This is a genomic window from Cellulophaga sp. RHA_52 (assembly GCF_007827205.1).
In the GTDB taxonomy this organism is placed as follows: Bacteria; Bacteroidota; Bacteroidia; order Flavobacteriales; family Flavobacteriaceae; genus Cellulophaga; species Cellulophaga lytica.
The window spans coordinates 2,588,081-2,611,755 of the sequence record NZ_VIRZ01000001.1 but is presented as its reverse complement, the minus strand read 5'-3'; the positions used below and the strand labels follow the sequence as shown (position 1 = coordinate 2,611,755).

Sequence of the window (23,675 nt, the reverse complement as noted above, 5' to 3'; positions counted from 1 at the left end):
GTAGTTTTTTGTTTTTTAAACTACTTCTGAAATACAAGCAAAAGGGATTACTACTCTATCCCTATTACCGCATTTTGCAAATGCCTAAATCTTAAAACATTTTGCATTAAATCAATAAGAGGATTCACTGCGTGCATCCCAGGTAAGTATCCTTGGCAAGCATAAAACCTTAACAAACTACGTTTGTAGTTTTTTGTTTTTTAAACTAATTCTGAAAATAAATTTTCAGCATAGTTTTAAAAAACAAAAACCCGTAACTTTCGTTACGGGTTTCTTTTGCGGAGAAAGAGGGATTCGAACCCCCGGAGGTGTGACCCTCAACAGTTTTCAAGACTGCCGCATTCGACCACTCTGCCATTTCTCCAAGTGTCTCATAAGGTATTCCCTTAATGCGGGTGCAAATATAAGAACCTTTTTTTATTCTATAAAACTATTTTATGCTTTTTTCTGTAATTTTTATTGCTGTATTAGATAACTCTTTGTTTCTTAAAAAATTAGACCCTAAAAAAAATTACAAATTAACTTCTTGGTTTGCCAAGTTGCCTATCATATAAAACAATACTGCCCGCAACTGCTACATTTAAGCTTAAGGTAGATTTAAATTTTACTAAAAAGTGCGACTCCTCTATAGCTTCTTTGCTTAACCCGTGATCCTCTGCTCCTAACAGGTACACACAGCGTCTAGGATGCTCAAAGGTTTCTAAATCTACCGCAGTATCATCTAGCTCTACTCCTACTATTCTGGTGCCAACTGGTATGTTATTTTTAAAATCATTAAACGTATTGTAGTGGTAATATGGTATAGATTTTACCGCATTGTGTGTATCACAAGCTTGTTTTGCATACCTGTTGCCTATGGTAAAAATAAAACTAGCCCCTAAGTTTTGCGCTGTACGCCATAAAACACCTAAATTTTCTGGTGTTTTGCCGTTTTGTATGCCTATACCAAAGTATTCATTTACAAAATTATCATTCATACCGCAAAAATATTAAACTTTTGCTATTTTAAACAGCCATTTGGCTAGTTCTACAACTATTACATAGTCAAATTACTTTTTTATGGTATATTACAACTTTAACATATTATTATATTGTTTATGCACGGAAACAATTCTTTTACAAAACACCTAATTTTTAGGTGTATAGCAACACGCCTATGCGTTATTTTTAGTTCTTTATTTTTTGTTACTTCTTGTAGTTCTGGTGATGGTTCGTCCTCGGAGAAAAAAGACCTTACAGAAGACACACAGGCTGAAGAACAAGATGTTAACCAAGATAACAACACTAACAACAATGAAAATAGCAATGGTTTAAACGCCAATATGCCGCCTTCTACAAATTTTAATTTAGCTACCTGGAATATTAGTATTCCTATAGACGAAGATAACAATAACAAAGCCGATACCGTTAAGGAAAACGAACTTAACAATGGGTTTACTAATGACAATTACTTTTATACCGCAGCAGATGGTGGTATGGTATTTAAATGTCCTATAGATGGCTTTAAAACTTCTGAAAACACCAAGTATACCAGAACAGAATTGCGAGAAATGTTACGCGCTGGCAATACTAATATAGACACACAAGGTGTTACTAAAAATAACTGGGTTTTTGGTAGTGCACCACAACAAGATATAACCAATGCTGGTGGTTATGATGGCGAATTACACGCAACATTAGCCGTAAACCACGTTACCACAACTGGTGATGATGACCAAGTAGGAAGAGTTATTATTGGCCAAATACACGCTAATGATGATGAGCCACTGCGTATTTACTACCGCAAACTACCTAACAACACTTTAGGGAGTATTTATATAGCACATGAAGAAAATGCTGCCAATGAAACGTTTTATGACCTTATTGGTAGTAGATCTAAAAGTGCAGCCAACCCAGAAGATGGTATTGCTTTAGATGAAAAATTTAGTTATACCGTAAAAGTTACAGGCAATAGTATGTGGGTTACCATTAACAGAGACGGCAAAGATGCTATTGAACAATTTGTAGATATGACCAACAGTGGTTACGATGTTGGCGGACAGTATATGTATTTTAAAGCTGGCGTGTACAACCAAAACAATACCGGTACTGCTACAGATTATGTACAGGCCACTTTTTACAGCTTAGAGAGTGGGCATAAATAAAAAAATTTTTCAATTAATTTTTTTATTTTAGATATATTTCATCTCTTAAATAATCCCAGTTTATCCAAAAACATTGTTTAGTAAATGACATTTCTTTAGTGTCTTTTTCCATCACAGGAAGTGGTTTAGTGTCTAAAGCAGTTTGTCCATGTGGTCTAACGTGGCAAACTCTATTTTCAGATTTATTAGGAAAATTATTTATTCTTGAAACTTTTCCATTTTTATCTGTTTTATATTCTTTAATTATTTCTCCTGTTTGTATTACTTTTTTTGTTTTTAACCATACTTTACGAACTTCATTTCTGTCACGGTATGGCATATTCCAGAATTTAACTTTGTCAAAAACATAATCAGTTCCGTCATTTTTAAAAAATAGAAATAAAAACTTTTTCTCTGTTAAATCTTTCAATTCGCTATCTCTCCAACTTATATTATAAATTTGTTCAAAATCAAATGCAGGAAAGGAAACAGATTGCTCTATTCTATTATTTTGTTCTACTCGAATAGTTTTAACTTGTATATCTGCTTTTTCAAACTCTTCAATCGTTTTGTCTTGTTCTACACCGAGGATAGCTTTCAAAACGCCATTTGTAATTGAAGCAAAATAGTTTTTGGCTTTTTTATTAAAATGTAAATCAAATTTTTCTGCTATTTTTTCAGGTATAAGTCCAAAAAAGGGCTTGAATTTTTCTAATATAATATCCTCAATAGAATCAACAACATCTAATATTTCAGGTTGTTCAATTATTTTTCCATAGACAGCAGGTTCTTCTTGAGCAATATTTGCAATTATATGATTAACATAACCTTGTTTTAAAGAATACGCTCTTTGTTTTGCTTTTATATCATTAAATGGCTGGTCTCTGAATGATTTTAGAGCAGTTGATCCTTTTGTACAAGCTCCAAGATAAAACGTATCGCCTTCTGATAATTCATGAGCTTTCCCGTCTTTAATTTTTTGATTGATAAACTCCCAATCTTGTTTAATTATTTTTAAATCCTCAGTTGGGTATTGCCAACCTTCAACTAACTTTATTAAGTAGTCAAGTAGATTTAAATCTCTGTCGTGTAGATAGAATACTAAAAGTAAATGTGCATTTTTCTTCCAAAATGAACTGGTTTCAAACTCTTCTTTGTGAACTTCTAAATAGTTTATAATATTTAAAACAAGTCTTTCTTTTGAACGGTATTCTCCATTTTTTAAAGTTTTTAATGGACTTGATTTTAGTTCAATTCCTGCTTCTTTAAAATCTGGTTCTACATCAGAATTGGGTTCGTAACCAAAATAGAATTTCTCTAAAATCTGACCAAAATTTCCCTTTCCTTTATAACCGTGTTTTTCAATTTCAACTCCACAAGCTTGTCTTAAAGTTTGGTTTTTAAGTTGTTTTGCAAATTCAATTATTGAATCTGCCGAAGTTATATCAAGCATATTCAAATTGGTTTATTTGTTTATAAAGTTCTTCTCCAATTTTTTCAATTATACCTACAACTAATGCATTTCCCATAAAAAAGGCTCGTTTAGTATCTGTAATTCCTTCCAATTTAGTGTGATTATCTGGAAACATATTTAATCTCTCTAATTCAATTGGTGTCAATCTTCTTAAACCTCTATCAGAAACAACTACGTGTTTAAACCTTGAAGGTGATTTTCCACCTTCTCCTGTTATTATTGTTCTTGAAGCATTATCTAGAGCATCAGGATAAATCATTCCGCCTTCACTATAATTGTATTCAAAACCTTCTTTTGTTTTTCTTTTTTCTTTTTTAGCACCTTTTAAGTATTCCCATTTTGGTTTGTCGTTTTCATCAATGAAAAATTCAGGTGTTACTTCTCCGTTTTGTAATACGTCTGCTAAAACAGTTTTCTTTCCATCATAATTTGGCTCTGTTTTAGTTGTGTAAACTTTACCTTTTACGAGTAAACCTGTATTTTGAAAAGGTGATAATTTTCCATCTTTATTGAAATTATTGGTTATTTCTACTAAATCTCCTTTCAATTCAACTTCTTGAATTGAATTTGTTTTTGAAACAGGAAAAGCATTTGCAATTGTTCCTTCTTCTGTTAACCAATTTATTTTTTTTGATTTTTGAAGTCTTTTGTAAACTTCAGTTGATTTATGATAACCAATAAAGAAAACTCTACGTCTTCTTTGTGGCATTCCATATTCAGCAGCATTTATAACTCGCCATTCTACTGCATAACCTAAATCATTTAAACTTTGTAACATAACAGCAAAATCACGTCCTCTTTGTTTTGCTGGTGATTTTAAAAGTCTATCAACATTTTCTAAAAAAAGATATTTCGGCTTGTTTTTTTTGTTCTCTAAAATTTTATGAATTGACCACCAAAGAACACCTTTTTTACCTTTTAAACCTTTTGAATTATGCAATGTAGTAGCAACAGAATAATCTTGACAAGGAAAACCTCCAACTAATAAATCGTGATCTGGAATTTCTTCTACATTTCTTGTTACTACTTCGTTTATATCTTCATTAGAATGATTTTCATTACCAAAACGAGCTTCATAAACCATTGATGCGTGTTGCGTTTTGGTTGACGGTTCCCATTGATTACTCCAAACAACTTCGTAATTGCTTTTTTCAAGTCCAAGACGAAACCCTCCAACTCCTGCAAATAATTCTGCAACTTTCATTTTCTTATTTTCCATTTTCTTGAGCTTTATAATAATTAATTTTTTCTTCTGCTACTTTTAATATTTCAGAAGTAGATTCTGTGTATTTTAGTTCGTCTGCAATTTTTTCAGAGTACCAATTTATGATTAGTTCACTTTCGGGAAGTCCGTAAAATTTTGCAAGTCTTACGATTTGTTCCATTGTCGGTTTTCTTTCGTTTTTCTCGAATTTGCTTATCAGAGATTGGTCAATATCGACTTCAGCCGCAACTTTTCGAAGTATCAAATCTTTTTCTTCTCTTGCACATTTTAATGTGTCGCCTAATGTTTTCATTGGTCAAAATTGTTTTAGACAGATATTGTCCAAATTTATGAAATATTTTAGAATACCTACTTAAAAAATTTATTAATTCAATAAAAATATTAGTACCCTTTAGATTAAAAAGGAAAATACATAAAACCTTTTTAAAAAGAGACTACAAAACAAAAAAGCCCAAAAAGGGCTTTTACAACTAAATTTATGTAGGGTTACTTTAGTGTTCTAAATTATGCAATGCTAGTATGGGCACATTGGTATTGTTACCCAGGTCTTTTACCATTGGGTTAGAGAATATACTGCCAAAAAAGTTGTGTTTTTTGTTTACAAAGGCTATCATACCGCTATCTCTACTCTGCACAAAAGAACGTACACCATTATGCAGGTTTTGGTTGTATAGTTTATGGTGTGTATATGTGGTGGGCTCTAACAGTGTGTTTAGTAGTGCTTTATTTTCTAGTTGCTTAGTGCTAAAATCTAAGTTTTTTTGGATGTACAATACGCGTATTGGTGCATTGGTTATGCTTGCAATTTCTACTAAAACAGCCAATTCTGCCTTGGTATAGGTTGTTTTAAAACTGGTAGGAAAAACAATTTCTGATGGTGCTTTGTATGTAATATGCCCCGGAATGGCTAGTACTGGACAACCTCTAACTTTTTCCATAGTAACTACTGCATTACTGCCTAAAATTAGGTGCTTGCTGTCTGTTTCTCCTCTTGTACCCATTACCACCAATGCAATAGTATTGTTTTTAATAGTGTTTTTTAGGTTGTCTGTAAGGTCGCCAATTTCTATAAGATATTTAAATGTATGGTTGGTGTTTGTAACAGTAAACGGAGGTTGTGTTTGTAACGCTTCCATCTTTTTTTCTGCTGCTTCTTTTGCTGCCGTTAGAGTTCGGTCTACGTTATCTACGCTTATAAGATTGCTTTTAGCATAACCTGGTACATAGCAAGAATGTAGTATAAAAAACTCACATTGCTCTTCTTTATATAGCTGAATGGCATAGTGTATTGCATTAGTAGAGTTTTTAGAAAAATCTGTGGGTAATAGTATCTTTTTTTTCATAACAACTGGTTTTTAACTGATTAAAATTTTAAATACGTAGTACTAAAAATGCTGTGTAAACGTGCTTATTGTTTTAAAAACTAAAACACATCAACCTATAAATAAACAAACTTAACTTTTGCAATTATTGGTTGTAAACTACTACCGACTAAGGTTTTGCAGTACTAAAAATGGTATTTTAATTTGCAACCCTATTTCTTCTATAGTAGAGCTGTAAAGTATGTTTTCTAGGTAGGATTGCCTGCGATTTACCATTACTAGCATATCTATTTTTTGTGCTGCTATGGTATTATTTATACTTGCTGTTATGTCTGTACCAGAGCTATTTAAGTGACTAAAACTATTGTCTTTAAATGTGGCATCTAAAAACATTTTATTGTCTAGTTGCCTGTGAGATGATGGCTTAAAGTCTGACACGTACAAGAAGTTTACCATTGCACTATAGTTTTTTGCCAACGTACTTAGCAACTTTAACTCTCTGCGTTTATACGCCAGCATATAGTCCGTAGGAAAAAGTATGTTTTTAGGATACTCTCTGTGGTAACCTGCTGGTACTGCCAAAACCGGACACTCTACATATTTTATAACTTGTAGTGTGTTGCTGCCAAAGGTTATATTACGGTTGTTTGTTTTGCCTTTAGTGCCCATAACAACCAAATCTGCATTTTGTTGTTCTACAATTTGATTTACCTCGTCTACCAAGCTACCAAAACAAGATACATAGGTGTATTTGTGTTTTGGATTAGGAGATGCTTCTAGTATTTCTGCAACTTCTTTTTGTAATGCTGTTTCTATTTTTTGTTGATAAGCATTTTTGTATTCCTCAAAACCTTCCCTATCTAAAGTGGTTGTGTTTTTATACACTTCATCTGCAAAGGCGTGTATTATTGTTATTTCACTAATATCATGTTTAAATAAATGTATGGCATACATTATGGCATTCATAGCGGTTTCTGAAAAATCTGTGGGAATAACTATTTTTTTCATTACATAGTGGTTTTTAATTACACACTAATATAACCGCTAAACACCAGGTATAAAATGACTTATATCATACAAATGCATTAAAAAATGCACTAAATTTTAAGAATGTCTGTTGGTGTTTCTATTAAAATGGTAATATCACCTCTTACTGCAATGGGTTGCTTCATTATAGTAGGGTTGTGTTGTATCACTTTAATCCAATCGTTGGTAGAAAAGTTATGAGGCTCAAAATTTTTCTTGTATTCAGGGTGCTGTTGGTTTACCAAGTCTGCAACCGAGATCTGCAACCTATCTGTAAGCTCTATAATTTGTGTGCCTGTAAGTTTTTCTTTTAAAATGTCTACTTCTTGCACTATAAAACCTTCTGTTTTTGCATACGCTATGGTTTGCTTTGCCCTAACAGAATCTGAACTATAATACAACGTAATTTGCCTATAAGACGTAGCTATTTCTCCCATATTTTTGTATTTATATATTGCAGCTTACTTTTTAAGTATGGTGCTTTAACAATTGTTTTAAACGCTCTAAATAATCTTGCAGTGCCTTTTTGTTTAAATGCGAACTATGACTTTCTTTAAGTGTAATAGGATTTTCATCTAAATTACGATAAAGCTCTGGGTAATTGGTCTCTATCTCTGTAGTTAGGTCTGTAATTTCTTTTAAAATATGGTCTACACTTTCCATAACTTATGTGTTACTATTTAATTTGCTAGGTTGGTAAATTGCTTTACCAATTGCTCACCGTCTATAATATACTCTGTTATACTAAAAATTTCTTTTCGGTTTTTTCTAAAGTCTTTTACAAAATGTGCCAAACTGTCTTCTAAAGCTGTGTGTTCTGATCTAAACTTATGAGAATCGTACGCAAAAGGGTTTTCTATAAGCTCTGTTAAGTGGTGCAAATGACTGGTGGTTTTTTCTAACAAACCGGTACATTGTTTATCTACAATTAATAAACTTATTTCTATTTCTTTTACCAAGTCTACGTTTTCCTTTTTAGAAATCCACAACAAGTACTTTTTTATTAGTCGGTGTAAAAACCGTAAATCGTCTTTATAAAACAACAAATCAGATTTCCAATGCTTTGTTAAAAGGTACAGTTGTTGCCAATTGGCTTCGTTAATATAATTGTCTGCTGGTCTGTTTCTAAAATTACTCATACTAAATTATTTTCTAGTAAAAGTAAAAGCATAAAATTGTTTTAGGTATGATATTTATCATACCCAGAACTAAAAAATTTACATAAGTTTTTGCAAAAATATATTGTTTTAACACCTTATAAATATGGGTAGATGCGCTACAAATAAAAATATATGTAGTACTTTTATGGCCTAAAAATAACTTGTAATTATAGGAGCTTTTTATGCAGTATACAGACGTTTTTATTGAATTTTGGGAACAAGTAAAACAAAGTGTTGAAGAAGAACGTTTTGCTAAGCTTACAATGGCTAAAACCATTGGTAAACCTAATTTGAAAAACATTTTTGTACGACCTGTATATTCTAATGACGGTTTTATGGTATTACTTAAATTACGTTACAGATCTAGAGAAACCGAAGATATAGAGCAAAAATTGACTTTAGATGAAGCTTTCCCAATACTACAAAAGCACTTAAAAACTTCATTTTTTTCGGTATTACTTTTTACAACTACCAAAGACGTTACTTTTAAAATAAACAAAAAGGGCGCAGGTAGCATTACCGAGGGGTTACCAACTTTTACAAATATTACACAAGCAGAAATAGGCGATAATTAAACCCTTTACAATTCTATTAAAAAATCACCAAAATTTAACACTGATTTTCTTACTTATTGTATTAAATACCTAAAAAAACCTTTAAAGCTAGAGCTGCCAGGTCTTTATTATATTGTTGTATTGGTAAAAACTACCACTTACGATTTTTAGTTGCTTTTTTGCTTTTAGTTGCTAAGTGTTTTTGCTTACGGTATTCTGGTGAAGCAATATGCGCTTCTATACTGGCAATAATGTTGTTTTTTACGCCAGTTATGAGCTTTGTTTTGTAGTTTTTTCTCTCGTACCACCAAGCCCATAAAAATAGTAAAACAACCAATATAATTTCCCAAGGATTATTACCAACTACAGGAACTTTATAGTAAACACTTACTCCTATAACTGGTTTTAAATATTTAATTCCAAAATATAACAGTACCATAGCAGCAAAGGCAAAGGATAGAAAAATTCGCTGTTCATATTTCAATTCTTTTTTAACCTTATTATTAATTTTTAAGATAGATGCGTCACTTAATAGCGTGTGCTTATTGGTGTACATTTTGGTTATTGTGTCTAACCTAGATGCTATATTGCTTTCTGAAACCTTGTCACTAGTATGCTTAACAACATAGGTATTGTAGTCCAGATAATCTTGTTTGGTTATTTTTAGTTTTGGGTATAGAGCGTATAAACTCATTTGTAATAATTGATGCTTTTGTGGTTGTTTAGCTCATAAATATAGAAAAACTGTCTACTACTTACTACTAGTTCTAGAATAAAAAAACCTCAAAAAACAGGTTGTTTTGAGGTTTATAATATCAATGAGGTACTGTTATTCTATTTCTCTAACACTTCTTCTTTTGTAGCTGCACCTTCTTCTTCTTTAGGTTTTTTCCATAAAGCATAAGAAACACCTGCCCAAGATAGGTTTAAAATAATCATACCTATAAAAAATGGGTTACGCCCACGGTCCATACTGTAATCTGCTATTCCAAAAAGGTAAACTGCCAATAAGGCAAATAATACCACTACACCTACAAAATACCCTATTTTTCCTTTTTTAGTTAAATGCTTTAATAGTAATCTTTCTAACATAATTTTATTTATATGGTTATTTAACTTTTAATTAATCTAACAATTGGTTACTTACCAAATAATCGTTTAAAAAAACTCTTTTTTACTTTTTCTTCTTTTGGCTTAGTCGTATCATTTGGGTCTATATTGGTAACCTTATACTCTGCCTTAGATGCTATATGACCTTCTGGTAAACCTTCCTTTTTTTCTATTTGTGCAAGTTGTTCCATTGCTGCTTGTTGGTAGAGCAATGCACCTTCTGGATCGCAGTTAAACAAATTAGAATAACAAACAGATTTATTTAAATCCATAGGGTTAGGCTCTACTACTTCAGTTGCCTCTAAAAGTCCTAAATTGTGTTCTTTAGCATAATTTAGAGCCTTTAAAAAAACAGTAATTCTATTGTAAGAAAATAAATTATCGAGCTCACTTTTAACGTCCACATTAGTATCATAATCCTTTAACAACTGAACAACCATATTAGCTGGTATATAAACACCAGAACTATAATTAGTACTTATACTATTGCTTATACTGTTGGGGTATTTACCAGGATCTATTATTTGATTCCATTTTTTATAGTATTTTTTAAAAAATGGTTGTTCTATAAAAGATAGAGCTGAACCTCTAGTGTAAAAAAACTTACTAAAGAAACCTTGTATTACAGCTACATAAAAGCCGTGTGTGGTATCAAAACTATCTTCTTTATTGGTCTCTAAGGCAACTTTTATAGTATCTATATATTTTTCTTTGTAAAAATCATCTAGACTGTGCTCTTCTGCAAGTGTGTTTATTAAATTTTGATTATCCATTACATCAAAATACCAGCTCTTTATTTGCTTTTCATTAATTGGATGATAACTTATATCCCAACCCATATGTTTACTATTTAAATCTTTAAAAATATTATAAGCTAAAATTACATTTAATGTCTACTGTTTAAAATATCTAACCTATAAGCGTAAGTACAAAAACTATATTCGTGCAACTTTTTAATTAACGCAGTATTTTTATACATATTTTAATTTTTAGGTTGTTGTAATTTAATTTTTTAATATCCTTAGTGGTTCGCAAGCAATTGTTTAAAGCTTTACTGCTTACTTCCTTGTTGGTCTAAGTAATGTTTCTACTTTTGCACAAATTAAAACAACGCAGTTTAATGTTAGATTATGTGGTTATTGGTGGTGCACAAGCAGGATTAGCTATGGCGTATCATTTAAAAAAAATGAATAAGAACTTCTTAGTTGTAGATGGCGAAGACCAAATTGGGGCTTCTTGGCTAAACAGGTGGGACTCTTTAAAACTATTTACCTCTACCACTTATAATAACTTACCTGGTTTAAAATTTGATGCTCCTAAAAACCACTACCCCTCTAAATTTGAAGTTGCAGACTACTTTAAGGCTTACGTTAAGAAGTATGATATTCCTGTACAATTAAACACACTGGTTACTGCTGTACGCAAAACCAATAAAGGTTTTTTTATTACCCATAAAGACGGAGAAATTAGCGCTAAAAATGTTATTGTTGCTACAGGTCCTTTTCATATACCATACACTCCGCCTTGCCATACAAAACTTGCTAGTAGCATATTACAAATGCATAGCAACTATTACAAAACACCAGAACAATTACAAAGCGGAGATGCTTTGGTTGTTGGCGCAGGAGACTCTGGTTACCAAATTTTAAATGAACTCTCTAAAGATGGTTCTAGAACTGTTTATTTTTCTGGTGATACCACTGTAAAATCTATTCCGCAACAATTTTTAGGTAAAACCATTTGGTGGTGGTTTACAGTTACTGGTTTTTTAAGCTTTACCAAATATAGTTGGCTTGGTAAGCGTATTAATGCTGCTAAACAACCTGTTATTGGCACTAATGTAAAAGAAATTTTAGCTAGGAAAAATGTTATTGCTGTTGGTAGAACTAATGATGCTTTAAATGAAAAGCTATTTTTTGAGAAAAAGAAGGTATCTACCATTAAAAATATCATTTGGGCTACGGGTTACCGTCCTAATTTTAACTGGATTGAAGGTTTGGAGCTAGATGCTGATAATTACCCTAAAAACAAACGTGGTGTTAGTAATATTAAAGGTTTGTACTTTATTGGCTTACCGTGGATGTATACGCGTGGTTCTGCTACTTTAGGTGGTGTGCAAAAAGATGCTAGTTATTTGGCTAGTGTTATTAGGTAAGGTTTTTTGTTTTAAAGAAATTCTTTTATGTTCCTTTTTTTAGGTCGGACTTAAAATTAAACTGCTCGTTTTTAATTAGAAGCATTGTGAAATTTACCTTTAATTAATACTATTATTTATTCAAGTACTAATACTTAAGGATTTATTACAAAGTAACATTTGCCTTTTTAATAAGCTTGTTCATTTTTTTCATTGATAAAAAAACGAAATCGCAGATTGAGATTGCCACTAGGCAAATCACAATATAGATTCACGAACTCCTTTAAAAACAATAAAAATCTTGTGAGCTATCCCAAAAAATCTAGACTCACGAACACATCACTAAACTATACGTCTCAATTTCTAAATAATCGCTAACTTCTTCAAACGCTGTTTGAATTCATAACAAACGGATTATTTGCACGAAATCTCAACTTTAGTTTTACGCAATACTTTCGTAGGTCGGACTAAAAATTAGAATCCTATCTAAAAAGAGTGTTATCTGTACAAAACAGAAATCGTAAACTGAGAAAGTCCTAAAACAAATCTCAATTTACGATTTATAAATTACGTTTTAAATAGGTTTATATTGATGCTACAAACTCTAAAAACACTTGTTTGTGTAAATCTAAATCTAAATTAGGAGATAAAGAGGCACGTACTATATAGTCTTTATCACCTTCTTTGGTTGTTCCTTGTGTAGAGGTTGCTGGTATGGTCCAATAACACCCTTTTAATTGTCCGTAACTCACACAAAACTTACTCTCGTTTGGTATTTTGGTAATCATTAAATTAATCAACTTTAAGTTTAATGCACGTTTATACGTTTCCCTTTCTTCTTCTGTGTCTCCTTTTGTTGGTAGATCTAATGAAAAAACAGATGGTGTAAAGCCTTCTGCTGCTAACTCTTGAGATACAAAGTTAATTTTTGCTCCTGGTAAGTTTTGGTGTATAAAGTTTACAAAATCTCGTGTGTTTGTATACGCATCTGCAATCCTTTGGTTCATACTTGGCAATTGTTCTGCCAATATGCTGTACTGTAAGGCTGTTGCTTCGTTATCACAAAGTGTTAAGTGTGCTTCAATATTAACCATTAAATCTGCCGCTTTACTATTACCAACACAGTAACCAGCTGTACATTTTCCTCCACTAGGAAATTTAGAGCCACTAGCAAAAGAAATAGTTCTAACCGAAGCCAATATATCATCTTCGCCTAAAAAGTGCACATTTGGACAAAATGTCTGATCTAAAATAAAAACAGGATCTATAGCCATTGCCCCTGACGGTGTTTTACGTTCCTTACTTAATGCATCTTTTAGTGCTACTAAATCTGGCACTTCTACTCTTGGGTTTGTTGGTATTTCTGCAATAATTAATGGCACTGCATCCTCTGTAGCAATAGCATCTAAAACAGTGTGTATGCTTTGTACCATATCATTATCACCATCTACAGGCAAGTCTACAATAGCTACATTTGGTAAACAAGCTGCTACTCTCCTAGCCTGGTCATTTGTACCGCCGTAACAATTTGGTGGCACAACAATTTTTATAGCTTTTCCTTTATAATCTTCTAATGCATCATTAATTAAGCCCATTAAAATTGCATACTGAATAGACAATCCGCTAGAGGCAACCAATGGTTTTGTACTTGCACGTGTAATATCTTTTATAGAAGCTAAAACATTTGCTTTATCTGCCTTTACGTCTTCTTCATTATATGTATACTCCGCTTCTGTAGTAAGTGAATTTAATGCTAAAAGCGAGTTTGCAGGTGTCATTGCAATGGTTTCTCTTCTGCGTACATGCTGTATGTCTTTTACGTATGCTGTAGCGTTATCTGTAGTATTTACAACTAAAATGCTACCCAATTTACCGTGTAGGTTTATGTAAAAATCTATGTTAGAATTTAATGTAACTGCACCAATGGTTTTCTGCTCTTCAATAAAAACAGTGCTACCATTAGTAGCTTCAATTTCATCTGTACTACTTATTTTTTTAAGATTGAAGTTGTATCCGTAAACACTTTTTATAACTTCTTCATTAAAATTACTAGGTAAACTGCCTTTGTAGTAGATATTAGTGTCTTTTTTATCAAATAAATTTTTACGTAATATTGATAATACAGGAACAGTATTAGAGTCAAAACTTATAACATTTTGTGTATCTAAACCTTGTAATTTTGCTATTCCCCACTCCAACACACAAGATAAAGGATGACCTAACCTAATATAGTCATAAGCAGTGTGTAGCTCACTTAAAGCAGCTGTAGTGCTGTTATTTGCTACATATAAAGCTTCTAGCTCGTTTAAAAACTGAACTTTAGCCAATTCTTCATTGTAAATATCTAGACGGTGTGTAGTTAAATTTAACCAATCTGTTGGCATATTAGCTACTACGTCTTTTATATAATTTAGTGTTTTATTGTCTTGCATAAGATTCATCTTTAAAAGAAGCCTGCAAGATACGTTAATTAGATTTTTTTATGAAGTGAAACAAGGCGCATTGTTCTATTTTACAATAGATTTAACGCCTTGTACTTTTTACTGTCTTGGTATTTTTTTAATACTGTTTATGTATCTGTTGGCACACTGTCCCAATCATCTCCATAACCAATTATCCAACTAAGTCCGTATCTTCTTTCATACACAACACTAGGGTTTAGCTCTTCTGGCATTTCTTTACCAAATAATTGTGCATCTCTTACGCGCCAATGCTGATTGTATAACTCTGTTTCCATAGCTGTTAAATCTTCATCTGGTCTTAATGTAATAGTTGTTATAAATTCTTTTGGATTGCCTATTGTTTCTGCGAGTTGTTTAATACTGTACACATCAAACTGTGCATTTAAGGCTGGCATTTCTTCAATTAAATTTGCTGCCCAAAATAACGATGTTAAAGCTTCTGCACGCCAACTAAAATTAATAATAGCATTTTGTTCTGGTTCATTAGAATTTATAAATTCTGTTTCCTTAAAAGACAAATAGTTTTTTATATCATTAGTAGCAATCCAAGCTTTAAAATTTGGATCTTCTCCTTGGTGGGCTTTACCAATAACTGCTAGTAAACCTAAAATACGTTCTGCTACTGTTTTTGGTGTTCTTACTTGCATATCATCTTCTAACTCTTCGTTATCCATATCTTTATATTTATTATCAAAATTGTCTTTCATTACTATTCTTATATCTTTTTTTTATGATTTTTGTGTTTTTTTATTTTTAATTTTAGTTGCGCTAACCCAACTAAAATAAGGCACGGAATTATTATCATTATAAAAAACAAAACACTAAAAACCCACCAAGAAATGTCTATACCGTGACTATAGGCTGTACCTATTAAAAGGCCCAGAATTAGACTCACAACCAAACCTATAGCAGAAACTGTAATTAAATATTTTTTTGGATGTAGCGTAGCGTATTTTTTAAACATACCAAGCGCTATTACAATTATTATAGTGAGTATGGTTGTTATAATGTAAAACATCTTACAGTATTATTTTTTTAGCATTTGTAACTACTATTAATTGCTTAATAGGTCATAAATATCATTATCATTAGTTGTCGCTGTAAGCTAAGTGATAGTGATTTTTTTCTGATCATTTCATAGTTAATAACGCAACAAAGTTGAAGATATTTAGTTTAAAAAAACAACCTACTTGTAGTAAAAATAAAGTAGCAGTTTACAGGGTAGTGAAATTTATATTTTATACCTATAATGACCAATAATTTTAAAAGAAAATAGGCAATCTTGCAAAACTTGTCCGCCTCCAATATTGTGCACTATTAAATTTCTTTTGCCATCTTTAGATTTTTTATCTACCACAATCCCAATATGTGTAATTGCTCCTCCTAAATTCCAACAAACAATGTCACCAGCAACATAATCCTTAGCCTTTGTAGATATTAATTTTTCTTCTCCTTTTCGTTTAAAATACGTCATTAAATTGGGCACTCTACGATGGTCTATGTTTCTGTCTGTTGTTTTTAAACCCCACAATTTGGGGTATTTATTAAAGTTAGCTTTCATATCTAAATGCACATTTTTTTGAAGATCTACACCTATTTTGCGATATGCGCGAATAACAACATCTGTACAAACACCTTTATTACTTGGCACATCACCATTGGGGTAATCTATAGAAAAGTAACTAGGATCATAAGTAACCTTATCTTTTGTTAACTCTAAAGCAGCTTTAACTAAATTAGTTTTATTGATACTTACTTGTGAAAAGCCAAAGTAGCAACTTAAAAAGAGTACTAAGGCTAGGTTTTTTATATACATATTATTTACAATTTTCTTCTACAATTTGATGTATTTTTAACACATTTATAACCTCATAAGTACCGTCATAATCAGCTGCAAAACCATATTTTTCTTTTCCTTTATCTATAATTTCAACCTTTGCATTTATTGGTGTATAGGGTTCTTTTCCGTTAACCAATGCATAATACAGTTTCTCTAATCTGCCCGATTTTGTTTTATCATTAATCCAATACACCTTATCACTATTACAGGGTTTAAAAGTTGCAACTTCTACGCCAAAAGTTAATTTACCACTTAGCGTTTCTTTTTTATATGTGGTTAAAGAGTCTACTTCTTCTTTTAACCCCTTAATGGTATCTTCTAGCAGCATTATTTTATTATTCATATAACTATCACTAGTACTTAAAGAAGTAGTTTCTATGTCTAAACTAGAAGCATATTGCTTGTTATTACAAGAAGCAAAAATTAAACCTATTAGAGCTATAAAGGGTAAAGTGTGTTTTAGTCTCATACTATCTTTTTAAATTTTGTTTCACTACCGTGACAAACAGTAGTTATACACACCAAAGATGAAACTATTATAGCTGTATTATAAGCCTATTTCTAGTGAAAACAACACCCATTTTACAGGGTATTAGTGTAACTAATAGTTATTTTGTAATTTGAATAATTTTTCCGTTTGATGCTATTTTAAAATACGTTATTTCTTCTTGTTTGTCATCAGTCCAAAGAATATCTGTAATTGTAAGTTTGTCTTTGTCAATTTTAGATTCTATTCTTGCCCAACCTTCTGCTATTTCGTCATAAGAAATTGTTTTATAATCTATTAATTTACCATTTAAACTGTAGTTAATTAACGTAGATTCCATTTCATGATCTCCTTTGTAAGTAACTATTACTAGCGAATAAAAATCTTTAGAAAATTCTAGTTTGTATGATGCAATAGATTTGTTGTTATACCCTTCTTTAAAATAATTAGGGTATATTTTTTGTAACTGTAATACTTTAACTGCTTCTTTTTTATAGAAATTGGTTTTGCTAAAATTGTCAAAATTAGTAGTATCTATAGTTGGTAATGTTCTTGTTTTTATTAAACTAGCTATAGCTTTAAAATTTTTTGTTTGCTGTGTTATTGGTGTTTTATCCTCTATTTCTCCTGAATAATATGTTAGTCTAGGGGTCTTTTCTGCATAATCTTCAGGTAATATTAATGTGTATACAAACTGAGTATCACTAACCCAAGTAAAACTATGAAACACACAAATATCATAATCTGGGTTAACCTTACCCAAATAACTATATTTACCATCTATTTTTTTTTGAAGAGAATATGTAACGCATTCCTGACCACCATAGTAACCGTTTAGGCGATACTTACCTGTAGGAGAAGTAATTAAATACTCTGGGTTACCAACAGTATTATTAGACTCGCCTGTTTTTATATGTATTACCATATCTGAAGAATGTCCGCCCTCTAGCATTAAAATACCTAGATCTGGATAATAACCAGACCACCCTTTAGTAAAACCATAATCATTAGATTCTTGATTTAGCAAAAGTTTTTGTCCGTTAGCTAATGTAATGCTCTCTAGAGCATCATCTCTTAAATATTTTTCATCATAAAAAATCGTTTTCCAAGTAACCTTATCTTTTAATAAGGTTTTTACTGAGTCAAGATCTCCTATTTTTTTATAGGTGTGTGAAACTTTAGGTAGTTTAGAAACTATTTTAGTATACGCTAATTCGTTTATTTTTTTTGTAGAAATTTTTAAATTAGGGTTATTATATTGTTTTAAATAGCCATCAAAAACATAACCTTCTTTTTGTATTTGTTGCTCTTCTTTAGAAACCAAATACAAATAATTATCATATCTAATTTTAACCCATTTGCCCATTACAGGTGTGCCATTATCGTAAACTGTTAATGGTATAGCAGTATCTTCAATTTTTTTTACTAAAACTCCGTAAGGTATTTTTGCCACTTTTTTTCCACTTACATTAGCACTTTTCCTAACATTTAGTCCGCTTTCTGCATTTATAATATAATACTCTTGCGCTTTAGTAGTAAAACATACAAAAAGGAAAATTAATATATAATATAATTTCATTAGACAGTTCTTTAGGTTTATAATTTACAAATTAAGCATATCTAATTTATGAATACATCACTGCATAAAGGGATTCTAAACTAATTATAAAATACGCTAACCTCCTCTAAATTAGTTTTATTGTTAATAATATAAAAATACTTTAATTGCTACTGTTGGGTTTTTAAAGCCTGTTTACTTGTTGTAATATCCCAACATTTATACTATATAGTTGGCTACAACATAAAAAGCTCTGTAACAATTATGCTACAGAGCCTTACTTATTTGGTTTAGTTGGATTCTAAATTTTAGAGTTTTCCCTTTAAAGATTCTAATCTATCTAATTCATCAAACTTAGCAGTTACTATTTTACCGTCTTTTAGTCCTTCTATTTCACTGTCTGAAATATAAAGTTTAAAATCACGATCTATTAAGTAATTTTTAAAAGCTTGTTTGTGGTTTAGCACAACAGAACTAATTAATTGCGGAAAAGAAGTTAGTACTTTTTCTAACTGACTTTTATCTATAGCTGGTATTTTTTCATCATCTATAGTTACAACTAATGTTCCTTGTCCGTAATTAGCGCAGTAATAACTTTTAGAGTTAAATAAACCACAAGCTACCATTCCTATTTTGTGTTCAAAACCTTCATCTGAGTTAAAATGTGGCTCTACTAGCTCATTTATACCGTGCTCCTCTCCAAATTCTTTTAATTTGTTAGACTGTAACAATAAATTTTCTGGAATTCCGCTTTGGGTATTTGCCCATCCCCACATCCAAGAGTTGTTATTAAATGAGAAAGAACCTATTACTTGTATTGGAAAAGATACATCTCCAAAAACAATACTTGCAGTGTTCATATTTAGCTGCCAACCATTGTCTCCTATTACATCTGCAAAAACAAATTGTTTCTCAAAAGACAAGCCGGCAAAAGCCTCTAACAAATCATTAAACGATTGTGGTTTTTGCTTAGCTATATTTGTAAATTTACTAGTATCTAAAATATTATCGTTTTCCATTTTTAATTTTAAGTAATTGTTTTTATTAATTTTTAGTTTCTAAAGACAAAAAAAGCTCACCATCATCTGTCATACCTATTGGGTGTTTGGTTCTTTCTAACCACTCTTCTTCATATAAAAACTTATTACATTCACTAGCAATATTACGGCTAAACCTGTCTTTTGCTAACTTAATAATTTGCTCATCTGTAGCTGTGGTATTGTATTTAAAGAAAGGTACATACTCCATACTTAAATGTAGTAAAATAATATGTGTTTTGTTTTCTTCCTTATAAATATCTAACACTTTATAATACGCTGGTGCTCTTAAAACAAAAAAGCCAAACTTTGCTACATCCGGATTAATTTTAGCCATATTAATGGCCTTATTTGTTGCTATGGTAAAGCGTACATTTTTAGACAATCCTTCAGAAAACACAGATACATCTGTAAAACCTTCTTCTTTTAGTATTTGATTTTTTTTATAGTTTAATAGTATTGATTCTTCTAAATCACAATCTCTATAAAACAATAGCAAACCAGTATAAGTATCCTTTTTTATTTGAGCATACTGGTCTGTACTTTTATCTCCATCAGTCATTAAAACAGTAATTCTTAATTTTTAGTAATATTATACCTCATTGTTTCCATAATTGGCGCAAAAAAGTTTGTTTCTTTAGAGTCTATTCTTTTGCTAACAATAGTATAAGGAAATGTGGTATACACAGGGTTTTTATGACGAATGCAAATCTCCTGCCCATACTCATCTGTAATATGTTTCCAATGCGTAGCAAACTCTTCATTTAATACTTCACCGTAAGCTGCTCCCAAACCAAATTGCACCATTTTTGGTGTTGGTTTAGTAGCACATTTAGAATTAAAATCTGCTATGTCTTCATTTGCAATAATATCTGTATTGTCTGCTAACCAAAGCTCAAAAACCTTGGTTAACAAACTAACAGTAAATTCGCCTTTAAATTCTGGCTCATATTTTTTACAAATAGAATATGCTAAATCTAAGTCTAACTCTAAAGTACTTAATTCCTCTTCTGTTAAATCTCTTAGTGTAGTTTGCATATTACTTAAAATTTAAAGGTTGTTTTCTAACAAATCTGTAAGTACTTTTACTCTGCTATTAACATCTGGAGCATTACTTACTGGGCAATGGTTTACTTCTAAAGTACCATCTGTAAAAGTATAGGCTCTTTCTGGATTGTGGTGATTATCTCTGTTTACAATTACAACTTTTTTAAGTCCTTCTTGTAATGCTTCTTTACCCATATCATCTGCAGTAATTGCTGTAAAAGCTTGCACTAATGGCTCAAAATAAATTTGAGAATATGTATCCATATACAAGTGCGTAAAACGGTCTTCAAATAATGTTTCCCATTCTATTTCTAAAGGTACATCAAAGCCAGCTGCAGCAACAATTTGGTCTTTTAACGCAGGAAATTTTTCGTCTTGAAATGCTTTTGTAATTTTCTTTTCTTTAAGTCCCATAATAGTATGTTTTAGTGTTTATTTTAATAATCTAAGATTCTAAAATAGCACTAAAACACACCTTATTATAAACGGTTTTACAAGCGTTGTTTTTTGTTTTAAATCCGTTTATAAATTGGCTAAAAACTGTTTTAAATAACTTTTTTTTCTTGAAGCCAATGGTATTTTCTCTCCGTCTTTTAGTAATATATTACTTAATATTATAGACTCTATATAATTAATGTTTACTAGGTGCGACTGGTGTACCCTAACAAAAATTTGATCACTTAAAATGTTCTCATAATATTTTAAATTACGTGCACTCATTATTTTTTTATCTGCAGTATAAAAAATGGTATAACTACCGTCTGACTGGCACCTAATTATATCATTTAAAGGCAAAATATGCTGCTCTTGAGTTGTTTTAATAAGTAAGTTTTTTTGCTCTTCTTTGGCCTCAAAAGCTTCAACTTTTTTTTCTAAGTTTTTTAATTTTTTATCTTGCTTATATGCAACTCTAAACCTATCTACACAAGCTGTAAGCTCATCAGAATCTATAGGTTTAAGCAAATAGTCCACAGCATCTACACGTATTGCTTGTATGGCAAAATCATCATAAGCAGTTGTAAAAATTATTTTAAAAGAAATATTTTTTAAAGCATCTAGTATAGAAAATGCATTACCACCAATTAGTTCTATGTCCATAAAAACTAAATCTGGTGTATGCGTTTTTAAAAATTGTATGGCTTTATCAACAGAGTCTATTTTTGCAATAATTTCTATGTCTTTTTGTGTGTATTCTAGTAATTTAGACAAGGTGTTTTGGGCATTAAACTCGTCCTCTATTATAACAACTTGTATCATACAATATTAATTTTAAATGTAATTTTGGTTCCTATAGCTTCATTATTTTCGCTATACAAATCTTGTATCTTAAAACTTTTTTCTTCTCCTTTTTTACGCAATTTTAATCGTTCTTTAAAAACATCTGTTGCGTGTAACTCTTTACTTTTTTTTGTTTTAGATTGATGTGATCTTCCCACGCCATTATCTTTTATCACAAAACAAAGTTTAGTATTTTCTTTGGTTATATTTAGTTCTAAAATACCACCATCTTTCTTCTCTTTTAACCCGTATTCTATAGCATTTTCTAAAAAGGGTTGTAATAGCATTGGCGGTACTTTTAAGCTTTTAACATCACAATTTTCGGCTACATTTAAAATGTATTTAAAAGCATAATCAAAACGTAATTGTTGTGTTTCTATGTAGTTAGATATCATATTAATTTCTCGTTCCAAACTAATTTCTTCTTTACGTACATAATCAAAATTTTGGCGTATAAGCTTAGCAAATTTGGCAATATAATTTGATGATTTTACAGGGTCTTTTTCTAGAGTAATATTTTGTATTGCAGCTAGTGTATTAAAAATAAAATGTGGATTCATTTGCATTCTTAACAAGCTTTGCTCTAGTTCTGATGCCTTATTGGCCGCTTTAAGCTTGGTAATGTATAAATAAGCACCCAATAGCACTAAAAGTAATAACAAAGCAGCAACCAAACTACCATAAAGCAACCTGTTTTTTGCGCTAATTTGTTTTAAAAACAAAAGTTCTGCTTCTTTTTCTTTTGCCTTATATTTTACAGTAGAAAAGTGCAGTAAGCGTTCTGTTTCTTTAGTATGCTGTTTTATTTGTAAAGCATCCCTCTTTTCTTGATACGCCAAAGCTTCCTCTGGCTTATTAGTGCGTATTGCAATAGTTATAAGTTTATCTAAAATTTGTATTTGTTGAGGCGTATCTTTATTCTGTTCAAAAATTTCTATTGCCTTTTTATAATATGCTTTAGCTGTAACAAAATCGTTATTTAAAAAATAGGTAAAACCAAGTCCCTTATACGGAGCTCCATTAATTACGCTAATATTTTTATTTACGCTAATTGCTGCCTGTAAAAATTTAGCTGCAGAAGCATATTGTTCTGTTTCTATATAAGTGTAACCTATATTGTTAAGCAATTTTACAATAGTTTGCGGAGATTTTATGTTTTTACCAAGTTCTAAAGCCTCCTGGTAAGCTAGTAATGCTTTGTTGTACTCTTTTTGTTTTAAATAAATACCAGCAATATTAGACTTTATAGCAATTACAGAAGTGGTATCGTTTTGGTTTGTAAAAATATTATCGGCCTTTTTTATATACTCTAAAGCCTTAGGATAATCTTTTAATGCAAAGTGTAACTGAAACAGTAAGTTATTTGCCTTAGCAAGTAGCCTTTTGTCTTTTAATGAACTAGCATTTTTTAATGCTTCTAAAGCAAATTCTTGTGCTTTTTCTAAATTATTAAAGCGTAAATTTGCGGCGCTTAGCGTTATTAAACTTCTGGTTGTATTGTAGTTATCATTTAAATTTATAAATAAATCTTTTGCTTTTTTATGTGTATTAATAGCCTCTAAAAACAAATCGTTTACATAATAAATTTCTCCTTTTTTAAATAAAATTAAAGCGTTTTGCTGCGGTGTAAGTCCTTTTAGGTTGCTTTGTAAGCTATCTAAAATATTAATAGATTTTTCATAATTAAACTGTGAGAGACTGTCTGTAATTTTAAGAGTTTCATCAAAATCTATTTGGTTGTTTTCTGTGTTGGTACAACTAAATAAAATAAGTAATAAAACACTATAAACCAACCTATTAACAAAAAAGCAATATTTCATGTATGCAAGTACTATTCT

At 30.9% G+C, this 23,675-nt stretch carries 26 protein-coding genes and 1 tRNA gene; 3 read left to right on the top strand and 24 right to left on the bottom strand.

Annotation, left to right across the window (positions count from 1 at the left end; genetic code table 11):
* Positions 1-279: 279 nt before the first annotated feature.
* Positions 280-364: transfer RNA gene (locus JM80_RS11530), tRNA-Ser, on the bottom strand.
* A gap of 154 nt (positions 365-518) precedes the next feature.
* Entirely contained in the window at positions 519-977 is a 459-nt protein-coding gene (locus tag JM80_RS11525; RefSeq protein ID WP_013622609.1) for an RNA methyltransferase, read from the bottom strand.
* 120 nt (positions 978-1,097) lie between these two features.
* On the opposite strand from JM80_RS11525, the gene JM80_RS11520 reads away from it, so the two are divergent.
* On the top strand, positions 1,098-2,144 hold the full coding sequence (locus tag JM80_RS11520; RefSeq protein ID WP_144710230.1) for a polysaccharide lyase family 7 protein: 1,047 nt from the start codon (positions 1,098-1,100) through the stop codon (positions 2,142-2,144).
* Positions 2,145-2,166: 22 nt separating this feature from the next.
* On the opposite strand, the gene JM80_RS11515 is transcribed toward JM80_RS11520, so the two are convergent.
* The 8 genes from JM80_RS11515 to JM80_RS11480 form a co-directional block, all read right to left on the bottom strand.
* A complete protein-coding gene (locus JM80_RS11515) occupies positions 2,167-3,576 on the bottom strand; it encodes a Sau3AI family type II restriction endonuclease (RefSeq protein ID WP_144710228.1) in 1,410 nt (469 codons plus the stop codon).
* Complete coding sequence (locus tag JM80_RS11510; RefSeq protein ID WP_144710226.1) at positions 3,569-4,816, bottom strand: DNA cytosine methyltransferase; 1,248 nt, start codon at positions 4,814-4,816, stop codon at positions 3,569-3,571. Before JM80_RS11510 ends, JM80_RS11515 begins: the two co-directional genes overlap by 8 nt.
* Positions 4,806-5,114, bottom strand: a complete 309-nt coding sequence (locus tag JM80_RS11505; RefSeq protein WP_144710224.1) for a helix-turn-helix domain-containing protein — start codon at positions 5,112-5,114, stop codon at positions 4,806-4,808. The genes JM80_RS11510 and JM80_RS11505 overlap by 11 nt, the downstream gene beginning before the upstream one ends.
* Before the next feature lie 199 nt (positions 5,115-5,313).
* A complete protein-coding gene (locus tag JM80_RS11500; protein ID WP_144710222.1) occupies positions 5,314-6,165 on the bottom strand; it encodes a universal stress protein in 852 nt (283 codons plus the stop codon).
* Positions 6,166-6,306: 141 nt separating this feature from the next.
* Positions 6,307-7,152, bottom strand: a complete 846-nt coding sequence (locus tag JM80_RS11495) for a universal stress protein (protein ID WP_144710220.1) — start codon at positions 7,150-7,152, stop codon at positions 6,307-6,309.
* Positions 7,153-7,241: 89 nt separating this feature from the next.
* The gene (locus JM80_RS11490; protein WP_144710218.1) at positions 7,242-7,607 is read right to left on the bottom strand and encodes an arsenate reductase family protein; all 366 of its coding nucleotides are present in this window, start codon (positions 7,605-7,607) and stop codon (positions 7,242-7,244) included.
* A 31-nt stretch (positions 7,608-7,638) separates the two neighbouring features.
* Complete coding sequence (locus JM80_RS11485; RefSeq protein WP_144710216.1) at positions 7,639-7,833, bottom strand: hypothetical protein; 195 nt, start codon at positions 7,831-7,833, stop codon at positions 7,639-7,641.
* A 17-nt stretch (positions 7,834-7,850) separates the two neighbouring features.
* A complete protein-coding gene (locus tag JM80_RS11480) occupies positions 7,851-8,309 on the bottom strand; it encodes a hypothetical protein (protein ID WP_144710214.1) in 459 nt (152 codons plus the stop codon).
* Positions 8,310-8,512: 203 nt separating this feature from the next.
* Here JM80_RS11480 and JM80_RS11475 point away from each other — a divergent pair, with 203 nt between their 5' ends.
* Positions 8,513-8,905, top strand: a complete 393-nt coding sequence (locus JM80_RS11475) for a hypothetical protein (RefSeq protein ID WP_034646388.1) — start codon at positions 8,513-8,515, stop codon at positions 8,903-8,905.
* 130 nt (positions 8,906-9,035) lie between these two features.
* Here the strand turns inward: JM80_RS11475 and JM80_RS11470 are convergent, their stop codons facing one another.
* From JM80_RS11470 to JM80_RS11460, 3 genes are all read right to left on the bottom strand, one after another.
* Positions 9,036-9,578, bottom strand: a complete 543-nt coding sequence (locus JM80_RS11470; protein WP_144710212.1) for a hypothetical protein — start codon at positions 9,576-9,578, stop codon at positions 9,036-9,038.
* A gap of 140 nt (positions 9,579-9,718) precedes the next feature.
* Positions 9,719-9,976: a hypothetical protein gene (locus JM80_RS11465; protein WP_051456111.1), complete on the bottom strand. Its 258-nt coding sequence runs from the start codon at positions 9,974-9,976 to the stop codon at positions 9,719-9,721.
* Between the two features lie 47 nt (positions 9,977-10,023).
* Positions 10,024-10,833: a hypothetical protein gene (locus JM80_RS11460; protein WP_144710210.1), complete on the bottom strand. Its 810-nt coding sequence runs from the start codon at positions 10,831-10,833 to the stop codon at positions 10,024-10,026.
* Between the two features lie 281 nt (positions 10,834-11,114).
* Here JM80_RS11460 and JM80_RS11455 point away from each other — a divergent pair, with 281 nt between their 5' ends.
* Positions 11,115-12,149, top strand: coding sequence for an NAD(P)/FAD-dependent oxidoreductase (locus JM80_RS11455; protein ID WP_013622626.1), 1,035 nt, complete (start codon positions 11,115-11,117; stop codon positions 12,147-12,149).
* A 563-nt stretch (positions 12,150-12,712) separates the two neighbouring features.
* On the opposite strand, the gene JM80_RS11450 is transcribed toward JM80_RS11455, so the two are convergent.
* The 11 genes from JM80_RS11450 to JM80_RS11395 form a co-directional block, all read right to left on the bottom strand.
* Complete coding sequence (locus JM80_RS11450; RefSeq protein WP_144710208.1) at positions 12,713-14,560, bottom strand: PLP-dependent transferase; 1,848 nt, start codon at positions 14,558-14,560, stop codon at positions 12,713-12,715.
* Positions 14,561-14,697: 137 nt separating this feature from the next.
* Positions 14,698-15,297 carry a DUF4272 domain-containing protein gene (locus JM80_RS11445; RefSeq protein ID WP_144710206.1) on the bottom strand — a complete coding sequence of 200 codons (600 nt, stop codon included), beginning with the start codon at positions 15,295-15,297 and terminating at the stop codon, positions 14,698-14,700.
* Positions 15,298-15,821: 524 nt separating this feature from the next.
* Positions 15,822-16,406, bottom strand: coding sequence for a DUF1287 domain-containing protein (locus JM80_RS11435; RefSeq protein WP_144710204.1), 585 nt, complete (start codon positions 16,404-16,406; stop codon positions 15,822-15,824).
* A 1-nt stretch (position 16,407) separates the two neighbouring features.
* Complete coding sequence (locus tag JM80_RS11430) at positions 16,408-16,899, bottom strand: hypothetical protein (RefSeq protein ID WP_144710202.1); 492 nt, start codon at positions 16,897-16,899, stop codon at positions 16,408-16,410.
* 139 nt (positions 16,900-17,038) lie between these two features.
* Positions 17,039-18,496, bottom strand: coding sequence for an SH3 domain-containing protein (locus tag JM80_RS11425; protein ID WP_144710200.1), 1,458 nt, complete (start codon positions 18,494-18,496; stop codon positions 17,039-17,041).
* A 287-nt stretch (positions 18,497-18,783) separates the two neighbouring features.
* On the bottom strand, positions 18,784-19,494 hold the full coding sequence (locus JM80_RS11420) for a DUF6882 domain-containing protein (RefSeq protein WP_144710198.1): 711 nt from the start codon (positions 19,492-19,494) through the stop codon (positions 18,784-18,786).
* Positions 19,495-19,519: 25 nt separating this feature from the next.
* Entirely contained in the window at positions 19,520-20,074 is a 555-nt protein-coding gene (locus tag JM80_RS11415) for a hypothetical protein (RefSeq protein ID WP_144710196.1), read from the bottom strand.
* Positions 20,075-20,088: 14 nt separating this feature from the next.
* A complete protein-coding gene (locus JM80_RS11410; RefSeq protein ID WP_013622635.1) occupies positions 20,089-20,550 on the bottom strand; it encodes a DUF3806 domain-containing protein in 462 nt (153 codons plus the stop codon).
* 12 nt (positions 20,551-20,562) lie between these two features.
* Positions 20,563-20,973: a hypothetical protein gene (locus tag JM80_RS11405; RefSeq protein ID WP_034646399.1), complete on the bottom strand. Its 411-nt coding sequence runs from the start codon at positions 20,971-20,973 to the stop codon at positions 20,563-20,565.
* A 108-nt stretch (positions 20,974-21,081) separates the two neighbouring features.
* Positions 21,082-21,816, bottom strand: a complete 735-nt coding sequence (locus tag JM80_RS11400) for a LytTR family DNA-binding domain-containing protein (protein ID WP_013622637.1) — start codon at positions 21,814-21,816, stop codon at positions 21,082-21,084.
* A complete protein-coding gene (locus JM80_RS11395) occupies positions 21,813-23,657 on the bottom strand; it encodes a tetratricopeptide repeat protein (protein WP_144710194.1) in 1,845 nt (614 codons plus the stop codon). Before JM80_RS11395 ends, JM80_RS11400 begins: the two co-directional genes overlap by 4 nt.
* Positions 23,658-23,675 lie beyond the last annotated feature (18 nt).

What these genes read in the sequence shown, in the direction of transcription:
- JM80_RS11525 (WP_013622609.1), bottom strand. Translation starts at nt 977, where the DNA reads ATGAATGATAATTTTGTAAATGAATACTTTGGTATAGGCATACAAAAC.
- JM80_RS11520 (WP_144710230.1), top strand. Translation starts at nt 1,098, where the DNA reads ATGCACGGAAACAATTCTTTTACAAAACACCTAATTTTTAGGTGTATA.
- JM80_RS11515 (WP_144710228.1), bottom strand. Translation starts at nt 3,576, where the DNA reads ATGCTTGATATAACTTCGGCAGATTCAATAATTGAATTTGCAAAACAA.
- JM80_RS11510 (WP_144710226.1), bottom strand. Translation starts at nt 4,816, where the DNA reads ATGGAAAATAAGAAAATGAAAGTTGCAGAATTATTTGCAGGAGTTGGA.
- JM80_RS11505 (WP_144710224.1), bottom strand. Translation starts at nt 5,114, where the DNA reads ATGAAAACATTAGGCGACACATTAAAATGTGCAAGAGAAGAAAAAGAT.
- JM80_RS11500 (WP_144710222.1), bottom strand. Translation starts at nt 6,165, where the DNA reads ATGAAAAAAAAGATACTATTACCCACAGATTTTTCTAAAAACTCTACT.
- JM80_RS11495 (WP_144710220.1), bottom strand. Translation starts at nt 7,152, where the DNA reads ATGAAAAAAATAGTTATTCCCACAGATTTTTCAGAAACCGCTATGAAT.
- JM80_RS11490 (WP_144710218.1), bottom strand. Translation starts at nt 7,607, where the DNA reads ATGGGAGAAATAGCTACGTCTTATAGGCAAATTACGTTGTATTATAGT.
- JM80_RS11485 (WP_144710216.1), bottom strand. Translation starts at nt 7,833, where the DNA reads ATGGAAAGTGTAGACCATATTTTAAAAGAAATTACAGACCTAACTACA.
- JM80_RS11480 (WP_144710214.1), bottom strand. Translation starts at nt 8,309, where the DNA reads ATGAGTAATTTTAGAAACAGACCAGCAGACAATTATATTAACGAAGCC.
- JM80_RS11475 (WP_034646388.1), top strand. Translation starts at nt 8,513, where the DNA reads ATGCAGTATACAGACGTTTTTATTGAATTTTGGGAACAAGTAAAACAA.
- JM80_RS11470 (WP_144710212.1), bottom strand. Translation starts at nt 9,578, where the DNA reads ATGAGTTTATACGCTCTATACCCAAAACTAAAAATAACCAAACAAGAT.
- JM80_RS11465 (WP_051456111.1), bottom strand. Translation starts at nt 9,976, where the DNA reads ATGTTAGAAAGATTACTATTAAAGCATTTAACTAAAAAAGGAAAAATA.
- JM80_RS11460 (WP_144710210.1), bottom strand. Translation starts at nt 10,833, where the DNA reads ATGGGTTGGGATATAAGTTATCATCCAATTAATGAAAAGCAAATAAAG.
- JM80_RS11455 (WP_013622626.1), top strand. Translation starts at nt 11,115, where the DNA reads ATGTTAGATTATGTGGTTATTGGTGGTGCACAAGCAGGATTAGCTATG.
- JM80_RS11450 (WP_144710208.1), bottom strand. Translation starts at nt 14,560, where the DNA reads ATGCAAGACAATAAAACACTAAATTATATAAAAGACGTAGTAGCTAAT.
- JM80_RS11445 (WP_144710206.1), bottom strand. Translation starts at nt 15,297, where the DNA reads ATGAAAGACAATTTTGATAATAAATATAAAGATATGGATAACGAAGAG.
- JM80_RS11435 (WP_144710204.1), bottom strand. Translation starts at nt 16,406, where the DNA reads ATGTATATAAAAAACCTAGCCTTAGTACTCTTTTTAAGTTGCTACTTT.
- JM80_RS11430 (WP_144710202.1), bottom strand. Translation starts at nt 16,899, where the DNA reads ATGAGACTAAAACACACTTTACCCTTTATAGCTCTAATAGGTTTAATT.
- JM80_RS11425 (WP_144710200.1), bottom strand. Translation starts at nt 18,496, where the DNA reads ATGAAATTATATTATATATTAATTTTCCTTTTTGTATGTTTTACTACT.
- JM80_RS11420 (WP_144710198.1), bottom strand. Translation starts at nt 19,494, where the DNA reads ATGGAAAACGATAATATTTTAGATACTAGTAAATTTACAAATATAGCT.
- JM80_RS11415 (WP_144710196.1), bottom strand. Translation starts at nt 20,074, where the DNA reads ATGACTGATGGAGATAAAAGTACAGACCAGTATGCTCAAATAAAAAAG.
- JM80_RS11410 (WP_013622635.1), bottom strand. Translation starts at nt 20,550, where the DNA reads ATGCAAACTACACTAAGAGATTTAACAGAAGAGGAATTAAGTACTTTA.
- JM80_RS11405 (WP_034646399.1), bottom strand. Translation starts at nt 20,973, where the DNA reads ATGGGACTTAAAGAAAAGAAAATTACAAAAGCATTTCAAGACGAAAAA.
- JM80_RS11400 (WP_013622637.1), bottom strand. Translation starts at nt 21,816, where the DNA reads ATGATACAAGTTGTTATAATAGAGGACGAGTTTAATGCCCAAAACACC.
- JM80_RS11395 (WP_144710194.1), bottom strand. Translation starts at nt 23,657, where the DNA reads ATGAAATATTGCTTTTTTGTTAATAGGTTGGTTTATAGTGTTTTATTA.